The organism is Photorhabdus africana (assembly GCF_035181445.1).
Classification (GTDB): domain Bacteria; phylum Pseudomonadota; class Gammaproteobacteria; order Enterobacterales; family Enterobacteriaceae; genus Photorhabdus; species Photorhabdus laumondii.
Genome location: NZ_JAXBVE010000019.1, coordinates 61963 through 74480, shown reverse-complemented (window position 1 = coordinate 74480; position 12518 = coordinate 61963). Strand labels below are relative to the sequence as shown.

Here is a 12518-nt window from a genome sequence, read left to right as displayed (position 1 = left end):
GGATGATTATTATGAGTCAGTTTATTCAATTACACCTATTAACTTCCTATGCGCCATCTAATCTGAATCGTGATGATTTAGGTCGGCCTAAGACAGCGAAAATGGGTGGTTTTGAACGTTTGCGCGTGAGTTCTCAAAGTTTAAAACGTCACTGGCGTACTTCTGAATTGTTTGAACAGGTGCTATCAGAGAATATTGGTATTCGCACTAAGCGACTTGGTATCAAAGTATTTGAAGCGTTGATCAATGCTGGAGTGAAAGAAAAATCTGCTAAAGCATTGGCTACGACTATTGCTGGTGTTTTTGGAAAAACGAAAAAAGATGCTTTAGAAATCGAACAATTGGCACATATCAGCCCGGAAGAGCAACAATCGGTCATGTCGTTGATTGCGGTGCTGGCGGAAGAAAACCGGGCACCAACGGCTGAAGAGCTTAATTTATTACAAACTAAGCAAACCGCGGTGGATATTGCCTTGTTTGGTCGGATGTTAGCTTCAAGTCCGGCATTTAACGTCGAGGCTGCCTGTCAGGTCGCTCATGCTATTAGTGTACATAGTGTGGTGATTGAAGATGATTATTTTACAGCGGTGGATGATTTAAATGATGGTAAGGAAGATACGGGGTCGGCCCATATAGGGGAATTGGGTTTTGCCGCCGCGCTGTTTTACAGTTATATCTGCATTAACAAAACGCAATTAATAAAAAATTTGGATGGTGATGAAGCCCTTGCTAATAAAGCGATTAAAGCATTAACAGAAGCCGCTGTGAAAGTATCGCCTGCGGGTAAACAAAATAGTTTTGCTTCTCGTGCTTATGCCAGTTTTGCTCTCGTTGAGAAAGGCGAACAACAACCTCGTTCTTTATCTGTTGCATTTTTAAAGCCTATTAATGACAGCGACCAGGGCCCATCGGCAATTGATGCCTTAGAAAGCCAAATGCGCAATATTGATCTGGTTTACGGTACTTGTGCCGATGCCCGCTATAAATTCAACACATTCACTGGGGAAGGAACTTTGATCGAGCTGCTTGAATTTGTTACACAGTAATGGAGGGCAGAATGAAAGCATATTTAGTCTTCCGATTATATGGCCCAATGGCAAGTTGGGGACAACCTGCGGTTGGGGGGGAGAGGCCAACGGAATTGTATCCTGGTCGCTCTGCGATTTTGGGGTTATTAGGCGCAGCGTTAGGTATTCGACGAGATAATGAGTCTGAATTAGCAAAATTACAAAAAAGTGTATTCATTGCCATTAAGCAGACCGTTCCTGGCTCTTTAATGCGTGATTATCATACGACGCAGGTGCCGACGCACAATAATAATGTGGTTCATCAGAACCGTAAAAGTGAATTAAGGTCAGATAAACTTAATACCATACTGTCTAATCGTGATTATCGTTGTGATGGTATTTGGATCGTTGCTATTACATTAACTGAACACGCTTGTTTTACGCTTAAACAATTCCGGGATGCTTTACTTAAACCTGTATTTATCTTGCATCTTGGACGTAAATCTTGCCCGCTTGCTTTACCTCTCTGCCCTAAACTCATTACGTCATCGGCATTAAAAATGGCATTGGATATCTCTTTTCCACCGCTGATTCATTCTGATAGCGAAGATAAGTTATGGCTAGGCGCAAACGGTATTGTGACTTATTTTTGGGAGGGAAATAAAGATGAAATTATCGCTTCAAATATCTTAATCAGCCATCCTTGGGATGAGCCGATTAACCGGGGGCGTTGGCAATTCCGGCAACGTACTATGTATCAACTTTCTATCGAGGAGGGTGTTGATGTATTTGTCTAAAGTTGTGCTTCGGCAATCGAGTCAAACAGCAAATATATTAGCAAAATTGGGTGCAAATGGCGTTTATACTTCTCATCAATTGTTATGGAAATTGTTTTCAGCAGACGAAAAACGGCAATTTCTATTTCGGGAAGAGATTGGAATAATGGGATTACCTGTATTCTATGTTTTATCTAAAACCTCACCTCAAACTCAGTCACCATTGTTTGAGGTGGAAACGAAAGCATTTTATCCTCAATTGAAGGAGGGGCAGCGTTTAGCTTTCAAATTACGTGTTAATCCAACAATCTGTATTACCGATTCTTCTGGAAAACGTCAGCGTCATGATGTCTTGATGCATGCTAAGTTTCAGGCAAAACAGCAAGGTGAAACGGAGCTGGGGAAAATAAAAGCCATGATGGAGAATGCCGCCCGCAATTGGCTGTTAAATCATCGTCGTATGCAGCAGTGGGGTATTCAATTTGACGATTTACTGGATATTGAAGGTTATACTCAGCATCGAAGTGTAAAAAAGCAGGGGCAAAAAATACAATTTTCCAGTGTTGATTTTCAAGGGCTTCTGACGATTACCAACGGTGAGCTATATTTGGAACAGTATGCAAAAGGCTTTGGTCGTGCTAAAGCGATGGGATGCGGATTGATGTTAATCAGAACAGTATAATGGCATGGATGTCATTTAAATTTATTTTTGTTGAAGATCGTAATGCAATATTCTTTGTTGTATGAGGATATTGATGTTAAAGGTAGCAAATTCGCTGTTGTTAGGCGTTCGTGTTATGCTTCAAAAGCATGGTAAAAAGTGATATTGCTAACTAATATCATCCTGTAGAGTAAGGCGTAGTTGTTACTCTTGGAAATATTGATAAAATAATTACCGTGTTCCTCACCTCTGTGGGGATGGCCCTGAATTTTGGTATACATTTGTACAGGGAAGAATATGTTTCCTGTGTTTAATGGGATGAACCGCTATAATTAATGGTAGGATATCGGTGTCACTGAGTGTTCCTGGTCATTACCGGGGTAAACCAAACTCGATAAATCTCGTCAAAGAGAGAATTTAAGTGTTCCCTGTAGTTGCGGGGATAAACCACGGCATGAGTGATGCTTTACTATGTTCGCTAAATGTTCCCTGTACTTACGGGGATGGACCTAGCAGTGCTCCAAATAGTTATAAAGCTAAGGATGTGTTCCCTGTATTGTACTCACGGGGATAAACCGTACGAAAATGACACTGATCATTGGCTTCCTTGATGTTCCCTACCTCTACGGGGATAAACCGGACAGTAACAGTGATGTAATCGGTAGTAATTGGTGTTCCTTGTGTCCACGGGGTGAACCGAACTGATACTGTTGCGCTTTAGATTTGGAAGCGTGTTCCCTGTATTAACGGGGATAAACCGAACAGTTAGCGTTTTAGCTGGCAGAGATGGATTTGTTCCCCGTTTCTACGGGGGTAAACCGCTAAATACAGAACTATCGGCATTTGTTGCAATTTGATCCCCGTAATCTACGGGGATCAACCGTCATCCGGAAGGGTAATTGACATAAGGGGTCAGCGTTCCTTGAATTTATGGGGATAAACCAGATTCGGGTTTCATGATGATAGTTGAAGTAGAAATGCTCCCCGTTTTTACGGGGAAAGAGCAATTCATTGCCACCTTGGACACAATTTTCAGGCCGATGATAAATCTGCGGTTCGGGCATATCGATACCGGGCAGTATTCGTTTAGTGATTTGACAGCGCTTTTTTCGGTATTAAGGCCAACGACTTATCGAACTTGTGCACGTAAGAGAATGGCTCAGGATAACTAACGGAAATTTATAATGAAAAAGAAGCGACTAAGAAAATTTCAGAAAGAACTTGAGACGTTGGGGCTAATTGAAAAAGATCCAGATGTGGTCGGTTATGTGCTGTTTAACACGCGTAATCGCCGATTTGTGGCACTAGATGAACATGAATTTGGGAGGGTGACTTACGCTGATGATATTGAAGAAGCCTATTTAGCAACGTCACGATTTGCCGCATTAATGGATATTGATTCTTTGCCGGAGCCAGACAAATTCGATATTGCTGTTATCCCTGTTATTGATAACCCTTTATTTGGGTTAATGCCTAAAAAAACAGATTAAAATTAATATATACCCTATGGATTTCAAGATGGATCGCGACGGCAAGGGAGCGAATCCCCGGGAGCATAGAGAACTATGTGACCGGGGTGAGTGAGTGCAGCCAACAAAGAGGCAACTTGAAAGATGACGGGTATAAACTCATTTGCCTGTCACCTCTAAAGGGTTATCAGCCTCTAGAGCATAATTGTTTCCTTAACCGAATGCGATTGTCCGGCTTAAAACTCCTGGTTGTACACCTCACGTACCCGGATGCGCAGTTGCATATGCTCCCGCTGTCGTTACCCATAAAAGGCGTTCCTGTTACGTAGCATTCCTATCCTATTTCTTTTGAAAATGCGGAGATCAGGAGGTGTGTTCGGCCTTCCTAATCTCACTTTGTGTTACGTACCAAATGGGACGCTCCTAGCATCCGCAGCCAGTAGGGCCGCAAACGCCTGCGTCGGCCAGCATCGGCGTAGGCTCGATCTGCGGCGTACCACACTGGAAAAGGCCATAGTGTCGATGGCCCTCACCAATCACATCGAACAGGGTGCGATAACGGCTCTTGCTGAGCATATCAGCCGTATTACGGCATATCGGCACCGCTCGACCAGCATCGAAGGCATGGCTGTTATCCAGTACGAATCGGTCGGCGGCTTCCGGCAAGTTGCCCTTGTAGATGGCAACCTGACCGTAGTCCTCGCAGCGGTCTTCCAGATCCATCTTGAACAGGCGCAGAGTGATCGAGTACAGCTTGGCACCTCTGAGCTTAGCTTCGATGGCTGGGTTGGCAATGGTCTTCATGCGCTTGGCAGTAACCCGCACATCAAGGAAACCGGCAGCCCGCGCCAAACGCACGAAGTCCTCGAAATACATGGCATCACCGATGCACTCGCCGACGATGAGTGGGTCGTTTTTCAACTCCGGCGTCAGCCTGCGGTCCGCATAGATGTCGGAGAAGTAGATTTCCCCGCCCGGATTGAGCAACTTGGCCATGCCCACCAATACATCAGCCTTGGTCATCGACAGGTTGATCACGCAGTTGGAAACAATGACATCGACACTCTCGGGAACAAGACCGAGTTCGTCTAGAGCTTCTATCTGACCTTGCAGGAATTGGACGTTGCTCTTGGCGTAGCCGAAAGCCTCGCAGTGGTACTCCACATACTTTTGAGCGAAAGCGATTTGTTCGGCCGTGGCATCCACGCCTATTACCTTGCCTTGTTCGCCTACCAGGCTGGACAGGATGAAACAATCGCGTCCGCTGCCGCAACCCAGGTCCAGCACAGTGGTACCCTCCAGCAGCGGTGGGAACGGCGCACCACAACCATAAAAACGCATCTGCACATCGTCGTGGATTTGTGCCAGGATAGCTTTGATGGCATCGGATGGCGGTTCGTCCACTGTACAGACATTGGTCGCCAGATCTTCCTTGTTGGTCAAGGTGTCGCCATAGTAGTGCTGAACCTCCTCAACGCGCCGCTTCAGTGTATGGTCTTGATTGTTCATGGTTTGTCTTCCTTCCTTTGGGTTAAATGTCTGTGGGCCGCCATGCGTTCCAACAAGTCGATGCCAACCGGTTCCTGCGCCTGTAATGGAATCATTGCGAAACGCTTGGCATGTCGGTCTTGCACCTCGGAGATCAGCGGCAATTCGTGGTTGGCGCGAGTCACGAGGAAAGGCGAGGTCGGACGGGCAGCGGCCAGGCTGTTGTTCACTACCCAAGCCCAGGGTTCGATCTGTGCGCGGCGCAAGTCGTCCTGCAAATTCACCGCCTCCAGTACCGGTGTGGTTTCCGCCAATGTCACGACGATAACCCTGGTCTTTTCGGGATCCTGCAATTGCGTCATCGGAGTGATGACCTGCTTGCCCATCTGCCGCACCATGTCGCGGTGGTAAGCCCCCGTGGCATCAAGCAACAACAGTGTGTGCCCGGTGGGTGCCGTGTCCATGATGACAAAATGCTTATCGGCTTCTTTGACGATGCACGAGAATGCTTGGAACACGGCGATCTCTTCGGTACAGGGCGAGCGCAGGTCTTCTTCGAGCACAGCCAGTCCTTCTACATCCAGCTCCTTGCCCTGGTTCTCCAACACGAACTGGCGGTAGTTCTCAGTTTCGACCTTCGGGTCGATGCGGCTGACCGACAAGTTTTTCAGGCTACCATCAAGCGTATATGACAGATGGGCGGCGGGGTCGGAAGTGGTCAGATGTACCTGATAACCGCGCTGGGCAAGGGCAATGGCAATCGCTGCCGCAACAGTGGTTTTGCCCACGCCGCCCTTGCCCATCATCATGACCAGTCCATTCCCCTGCATGCTTAATGCATCGACCAGTTCGGCCAACACTGGGAAGGAGGCCACCGCCTGATCATGCCGGCTCTCCAACGGCTCATCTGATGAATCGCCCAGCAACATGCGCAAGGCTTGCACTCCCATCAAATTAAAGGGTTTGAGCGGCAAGCGATCCTGCGGCAAGGCGGATAGGTTGGCCGGAAGTTGCGTGAGCGCACACTGTTCCCGCTCGAAGATCGTGGCGGCCAGTGGATCGCCTTCGATAGCCTGCTGGGGAAGAACACCGTTGATGACCAAGTATTGGCGTGTCAGCCCAATGCTATGCAACTCGTCATGAGTATGCGAAACCTCCTTGAGCGTCGAGGATTGCGCTCGCGCGACCAGTACCAAGCGGGTTTGTACAGGGTTGGCCAACGCTTTGACCGCATCGGCATATTGATTCCGATTTTTTTCCAATCCGACCAGTGGCCCCAGATTGGCGGCAGCATCGGGATTGTTTTCGAGATAGCCAGACCATGCGCCCGGCAACTCTAGCATGCGAATGGTGTGCCCGGTGGGTGCGGTGTCGAAGACAATATGGTCGAAGTCGTTGCGCAAGGTCTGATTCGTCAACAAGCCAGTGAACTCATCGAATGCGGCAATCTCGGTGGTGCAGGAGCCGGACAATTGCTCCTCGATGCTTTGAACGATCTCAGCAGGCATCGAATCGCGTACTGGACCAAGGACACGATCCCGATAGGCTTGTGCAGCAGCCATCGGATCGACCTCCAGTGCCGACAAGCTCGGAACTTGAGCGATGGCGACGATTTGATGGCCTATCGGCTGGTTGAAGACTTGACCGACGTTGGAGGCTGGGTCGGTGCTGACCAGCAACACTCTTTTGCCTGTATCCGCCAGACGCACAGCAGTGGCGCAGGCCAACGAAGTTTTTCCTACACCGCCCTTGCCAGTGAAGAACAAGAAGGGCGGTGCATCGTGTAGAAATTTGAATGGCATGTGGTGCTCCGTAAGTTGAGAAGGAGGGTTCTGGCTTGGCGTTCAAGTGCGAGCCGTGGGTGTACAGCAGGACGTTGGCGCGAGCTCTACACCGAACCAGCGCGCCAGTTCCTCTCGGTTGGGTAATCGGCCCGTCAGCGCCACCACTCCATTAACCAGCGTGAGCGGCAGTGACTGCATTCCCGATACGTCAAGGAGCTCCTTGACACGCGGATTACTGATGAAGCTCTGAGGGTTTTTCTGCAGGTTGTGACGCTTGACTTCAAATCCCTGCTGCTTACACCAATCCATGTCGGCGTTGAAACGCAGGGCATTCTGGTCGATCACTACACTGTTAGTGGCGCAGCATCCTGCGGGCTCAAAAATTTCAATGATGGGCATGAGATGTTCCTTTCATGAGTTGGGTGAAGGTGAAAAATGCGTTGTTGCATACCAATGCATATATGTTAAATCCATTCTTCACCTATACATCGATGGGTAATGTATATAATCAAAAAAAATCACTGCTGCCGGGTAATGTGCGAAGCTACCTCCATCCAGGCATCTACCGCCACCGTGAAGGCTTCACTACCCTTGTCCGTCAGTGTATAAACCTTGCGTCCACGCCCCGAGACCGTTTCAGTATGCGCGGTCACATAACCGCCTTGCTCGAACTCGCGCAGTACCGGATAGAGTGTACCCTCCGTGGGGGCACAGCAGCCTTGGGTCGAGCACTCCACTTCACGGGCGATTTCGTAGCCGTGCATGGGCCGCTTCTTCAAGACACTGAGAATGAAGAACTTGGACAGGCTCATCTTGATGATGCCGTTCCAATACAAGCGGTCAGTGTAATCTATCGGCACACGTCCTGCATTTCTTTGGGAAACCGTAATCTTATTCATGGATGGCATTCTATACCTTGTTCATCAATGCATCAAGTTTTTTTCGAAACTGGGCTCTGCACTTAGTCAGTCTGCCACCACTGACTCCTGAGGTTACGAAGAGAAAACACCACCATGACACAATATGGGATACGGCTGTAGTACTGAGGAATTAAAACTAATGGGGGAGTAGATCGTAAGTGTTATTTACGTAATCTTTGCCTGGAGGGCGTTCAGAATTCTGTGTCACGTTAATTGAGCGGTTATAACGATAACTATTCTGAGTTTTGCATGACTCCACAGCTTTGGTGTGCTTCATGTTGTAGCCAAAGAAGACAGTGTTCTCTGGTTAACAAACGTGATCAGCGAAAGCTAAAGCAGAGGCCAGATCAATAGTGATAACAACAACAAACAGCAATTTTTTCATGGTATATCCTTTTTGGTTCATTATGGTATTTGATTAATCTTCAAGAATCTTAGCTTGATATCGGCCTGATTTTTCACCAATTCATGAGATTTTATAATCAATATCCTCAGTATAGGATTATAAGCCGGGATCAACGGAAGATTTCTAAATCATCGCCCCCAACTCGACAATCTAGTGGTCCCAATATTCCGTGCAGTCGTCTTCTAAAAATGATATTGGGGTTATTTCATTGACACTTAATAAACGTGACAAAATTTTGGACGTTTCCGGCTTAGCAACGGCATTTGGTTAAGATTTCACAAAAATAATGGTATCAACAAAGTTGACACGCAACTGTTTTCTCATTAGCGTATATACAAATGGATATACATTATCATCGAGGTGCATTAATGGCTTATTCAGTAATAAAAAAATGGGGTAACAGCCCGTCTGTACGATTCCCTGTAGCTATCATGAAAGCGGCATCCCTGAACGTTGATGATACAGTTGATATTGCAGTCGAAGATGGTCGGATTGTCATTATTCCGGTAAAAGCGAAAGAATACTCTCTTGATGCACTGTTAGCCGGTATCACACCAGAAAACGTTCACGAAAAGGTAAATTTTGGTTCACCAGTTGGTAAGGAATTGCTCTGATGGTTTCTCGTTTTGTTCCGGATTGTGGTGATTTAATCTGGCTTGATTTTGATCCGGTGGAGGGCCATGAACAAGGAGGCCATCGCCCTGCTGTTGTTCTTAGTCCGTTTTCCTATAACAACAAAGTGGGACTATTGCTTTGTGTTCCCTGTACGACCAAAGTAAAGGGTTATCCCTTTGAGGTAGAACTAGCAGGAAATCGTGAAAATGTGGCGTTGGCTGATCAGGTAACATGCGTTGACTGGAGAGCCAGAAAGGTGACCAAAAAAGACACAATCAGTGCGGGTGAACTTGCAGAAATAAGAGCCAAAGCAAAGGCTCTTATTGGGTAAATACTATTGACGATATGTAAAGACTTTCGTATCTCTACATATCATCTTTTTTCTGACCTCGGTTTTTACATACTGCTTGTATTCGGGAACTCCACTACCGGTGGGGGACTTACAGGCAGGGCCGATGACGATTAATTACGCGATGCGTGACGGGGATAAACCGCTAAATACAGAACTATCACCAGTTGTTACAATTTGTTCCCCGTTTTTACGGGGACATGATGATGGTGTTATTGATTGTACTGTTGATTATATTGCTGTTTCTTTCTCAGCTTTCGATAAATCTTTGGGACGGGGTGCCGTCAGTCAGTGTTTGTAAATAATCTACACAGGTAAGTTTGCTAATATTATCCCCGCTTGCTAAACGGTATTTTAACCAATTGATAATTTGTTCCACTCATTGTCCCTCTGGCTTATCCAGTTTATCAGCCAATTCTCCGTGGTTTTCCCAGCAATTATCACTGATCGCAAATGTTATCCCTTGCAGGGCGTAATCGGAATGATGCTAGGCATCTAATAAATGACTGCCTAGGATAAAGGGCAATTCACTGCCTCCTTGACCACAATTTTCAGGCCGATAATAAATCTACGGTTCGGGCATATTGATCATCAACTCACTCACTGGTGTCAAAAATGCTGACCAATCGCTGACTATCATTGCCGGTAATAACTGACTGAGGATACGCGGGTCCATACTGCGAAAAATCACCGGTTTTTCTTGTAAAATCACCTGCTGGAGCGAACGCCAATGATTAAGCTGCTGTATCCATGATTGATCACTGCGGTAAGCCCAACCCCAACTGTTATCGCTCAGAGTATGACTATCAAGCAGATGACCAATTACTGACAGACAGCCTGACTTGGGCTGAACTAGCCAGGGACTTTGCGCCAGCATGTGATCCAACGGTGTATTGCTGTATAGCGGAAAAGCCTGCGCTACCCAGTCATTGCTATAAATAAAAGAGCGCCACGGGGTTAGGTTTCGCGAGTGAATTGAGCATAAAGAAAATAGATGGTTTATTAGGCGTAGTCAGCCATTGTTGCCAATTTATTGACTTGTTCATTTATCCTCCGGATGTCCTGATTCAAGTTCATCCGCCAGAGAGCGTGCTGGACGGTGAGGTAATAAATGGTGCGATGCGCATCCGTATCCCCCGCATCGTCTGTGAAATAATACCGCTAACCTGACGTTGTAATCCGTGCCACGCCTTTACCCAGAACCTTAAAACTGTCATCACTGGCTAAGACAGAGCCGCCGTGAGAGGTTCTGTCGCCTCGTCGTATTACATTTTTTAGCGTCATATTTTGTCCAGACGTTGAAATCATTAATTCTTTTGCCAAAGAAATAACATAGTAAAAATCCCATCATCACCGATAAACGCAGCGTTTATCGCGTGAATAATGGCGAGTTGAAAGATAGGAAGACGGAGATCAATTCCAATCAGTTAATCCCCAAGAATAAGGGGAACAGGGGGGTAATTTTTTTAAATACAGTCCATATGATGGAGATTAATTAATAATTAAACATTCATCAGATAGCAAGATTTTTTTTCAAATTTACAAAAATATAAATTTGTAAGAAAGTGTTATAAACTCGATATGGAATCAAAGATATATCAAGCCATTTCGAATTCACTGTATTAATCTTTAATTAAAAAGTATTTTTATTACAAACTCTTATGATGATTAATGGCATTGTCTATTTAATCGTTGTTTTAATAACTTTGTTAATGCAGCCGGAAAGGAGTGATGAGAAAGGAGCGAATTTTATATGCATGCTTCGTCTTAGCATGCGGTTTGTATTTTCTATTGATTGATAAGAATGGCCGGAATAGTAATACCTGCCGTTATAGTTACTGTATTTAATATCAGATGAGTGATGATAATGGTATTAAATACCAGTGCAGCTTGATAGGGATAATTTGAAAACACCCGCAGAAACTGCACTCGATACCGAGTTAAGTATCTTCTAATTCCGTGGGGAAAATTAATTCAAACCAAGCACCCATGTTCGTCATAGTGGTTCATCTGCAATTTTCCCCAATAATGATAGAGTTATCCCATTTTAAATTCATTCCCAATCCCACAAGAGATGGTAACGATCTCGTGACCAGCGATAATAGAGCGCTAGAAAGGCATTAATATTGTTAATGGGAAGTTGTTCAAAGTCGAAATATTCATCTTCATCCAACTCAAGTAATTCACTTATCCATTGTCGCGTTTCTGCATATTCCTCATGGTCAGGATCATTCAGTATTGCTATTAAATTTTCATAACCATCAATCCCGCCGGTATCTTCAAAGGGGCAAGCGCGGGCACCATCCAGACAATAAAAAGGAAGTGGGAGGTCATTTGCAGGATACTGACTGTTTTCCAAGGTAATTTCGTGTTCCCAACCATCGCCAAAATCATAGAGATAAGTAAAAGATCGCCCTTTTTGTTTAATCAGATCAATTAGGCGATATAAATCTTCTTCCTTGCCATCAGACGGGCTTTCTGGCATTTCTGTTAATCGCAATTTGCCAATACGAAATTCATGCAGATGACTATCCTGCCATCCCATAACGATCTGTATCACATCATGCAGCCTGTCAAATGAAATAGAGGCTGGAACAACAAATCGCCGCCAAATAGCGGGTTTTGAGTCTATGAGCGTTACTTTTAATTGATAGAATCTTTCATTCATCACTAATCTCCTAATGGTTTCGAGATGATTCTTTCCATGTGTGCCATCTGTTGTCAATATCTTATTGAATTTTCCTGGTTAGCATTGTCGGAATACCAGACATGTTTAGCTGCCATACGAAAATCTTTGGTCATGCCATCAATTCTAGTGGCTAATATCCATAATAGCTTTTACATACAACAGATAATCTGGCCTAACCAGCCTGCTCTCTACTGAATTCCGTTTGGGGGCAATCTCTTTATGAACTATATCTATTCAGTATAGTTTAAGATCGCGAGAGGGATCGATATATTCAGAAGTTTTGCTATTAACAAAAAAACGCATATTATTTACATGCTGTTAATCAAATATGGAAGATTAATAACTGTCTTGGCT

The 12518-nt window shown here is 45.3% G+C and carries 16 protein-coding genes; 9 read left to right on the top strand and 7 right to left on the bottom strand.

What is annotated here, in order from left to right; translation table 11 throughout:
* Window positions 1-11 precede the first annotated feature (11 nt).
* From cas7e to SLS51_RS12695, 5 genes are all read left to right on the top strand, one after another.
* On the top strand, window positions 12-1046 hold the full coding sequence (gene cas7e, locus SLS51_RS12715; RefSeq protein ID WP_323838961.1) for a type I-E CRISPR-associated protein Cas7/Cse4/CasC: 1035 nt from the start codon (window positions 12-14) through the stop codon (window positions 1044-1046).
* A gap of 11 nt (window positions 1047-1057) precedes the next feature.
* On the top strand, window positions 1058-1804 hold the full coding sequence (gene cas5e, locus SLS51_RS12710) for a type I-E CRISPR-associated protein Cas5/CasD (protein ID WP_323838959.1): 747 nt from the start codon (window positions 1058-1060) through the stop codon (window positions 1802-1804).
* Window positions 1791-2465, top strand: coding sequence for a type I-E CRISPR-associated protein Cas6/Cse3/CasE (gene cas6e, locus SLS51_RS12705; protein WP_323838957.1), 675 nt, complete (start codon window positions 1791-1793; stop codon window positions 2463-2465). Before cas5e ends, cas6e begins: the two co-directional genes overlap by 14 nt.
* 935 nt (window positions 2466-3400) lie before the next feature.
* Entirely contained in the window at window positions 3401-3616 is a 216-nt protein-coding gene (locus SLS51_RS12700) for a hypothetical protein (protein ID WP_323838955.1), read from the top strand.
* Between the two features lie 12 nt (window positions 3617-3628).
* Window positions 3629-3934, top strand: coding sequence for a hypothetical protein (locus tag SLS51_RS12695; RefSeq protein WP_323838953.1), 306 nt, complete (start codon window positions 3629-3631; stop codon window positions 3932-3934).
* A 402-nt stretch (window positions 3935-4336) separates the two neighbouring features.
* On the opposite strand, the gene SLS51_RS12690 is transcribed toward SLS51_RS12695, so the two are convergent.
* The 4 genes from SLS51_RS12690 to SLS51_RS12675 form a co-directional block, all read right to left on the bottom strand.
* Complete coding sequence (locus SLS51_RS12690) at window positions 4337-5422, bottom strand: methyltransferase domain-containing protein (RefSeq protein WP_323838951.1); 1086 nt, start codon at window positions 5420-5422, stop codon at window positions 4337-4339.
* The gene (gene arsA, locus SLS51_RS12685; protein WP_323838949.1) at window positions 5419-7203 is read right to left on the bottom strand and encodes an arsenical pump-driving ATPase; all 1785 of its coding nucleotides are present in this window, start codon (window positions 7201-7203) and stop codon (window positions 5419-5421) included. Before arsA ends, SLS51_RS12690 begins: the two co-directional genes overlap by 4 nt.
* Before the next feature lie 42 nt (window positions 7204-7245).
* Window positions 7246-7584, bottom strand: coding sequence for an arsenite efflux transporter metallochaperone ArsD (gene arsD / locus SLS51_RS12680; protein ID WP_323838947.1), 339 nt, complete (start codon window positions 7582-7584; stop codon window positions 7246-7248).
* Window positions 7585-7703: 119 nt separating this feature from the next.
* Window positions 7704-8084 (bottom strand): PadR family transcriptional regulator, encoded by a 381-nt coding sequence (locus SLS51_RS12675; protein ID WP_206606977.1) that lies wholly within the window; start codon window positions 8082-8084, stop codon window positions 7704-7706.
* 795 nt (window positions 8085-8879) lie between these two features.
* On the opposite strand from SLS51_RS12675, the gene SLS51_RS12670 reads away from it, so the two are divergent.
* From SLS51_RS12670 to SLS51_RS12660, 3 genes are all read left to right on the top strand, one after another.
* On the top strand, window positions 8880-9125 hold the full coding sequence (locus tag SLS51_RS12670; RefSeq protein WP_323838944.1) for an AbrB/MazE/SpoVT family DNA-binding domain-containing protein: 246 nt from the start codon (window positions 8880-8882) through the stop codon (window positions 9123-9125).
* Entirely contained in the window at window positions 9125-9457 is a 333-nt protein-coding gene (mazF, locus tag SLS51_RS12665) for an endoribonuclease MazF (RefSeq protein WP_323838942.1), read from the top strand. The genes SLS51_RS12670 and mazF overlap by 1 nt, the downstream gene beginning before the upstream one ends.
* Before the next feature lie 124 nt (window positions 9458-9581).
* Entirely contained in the window at window positions 9582-9776 is a 195-nt protein-coding gene (locus SLS51_RS12660) for a hypothetical protein (RefSeq protein WP_323838940.1), read from the top strand.
* A gap of 267 nt (window positions 9777-10043) precedes the next feature.
* Here SLS51_RS12660 and SLS51_RS12655 read toward each other — a convergent pair whose 3' ends face one another.
* A complete protein-coding gene (locus SLS51_RS12655) occupies window positions 10044-10352 on the bottom strand; it encodes a DUF4123 domain-containing protein (protein WP_323838938.1) in 309 nt (102 codons plus the stop codon).
* 98 nt (window positions 10353-10450) lie between these two features.
* Here SLS51_RS12655 and SLS51_RS12650 point away from each other — a divergent pair, with 98 nt between their 5' ends.
* The gene (locus SLS51_RS12650) at window positions 10451-10645 is read left to right on the top strand and encodes a hypothetical protein (protein ID WP_323838936.1); all 195 of its coding nucleotides are present in this window, start codon (window positions 10451-10453) and stop codon (window positions 10643-10645) included.
* Here SLS51_RS12650 and SLS51_RS12645 read toward each other — a convergent pair.
* Both SLS51_RS12645 and SLS51_RS12640 read right to left on the bottom strand, forming a co-directional pair.
* Window positions 10637-10759 (bottom strand): PAAR domain-containing protein, encoded by a 123-nt coding sequence (locus tag SLS51_RS12645; protein ID WP_323838934.1) that lies wholly within the window; start codon window positions 10757-10759, stop codon window positions 10637-10639. The genes SLS51_RS12650 and SLS51_RS12645 overlap by 9 nt on opposite strands.
* Window positions 10760-11528: 769 nt before the next feature.
* Entirely contained in the window at window positions 11529-12143 is a 615-nt protein-coding gene (locus SLS51_RS12640) for a plasmid pRiA4b ORF-3 family protein (protein WP_323838932.1), read from the bottom strand.
* Window positions 12144-12518: the final 375 nt, after the last annotated feature.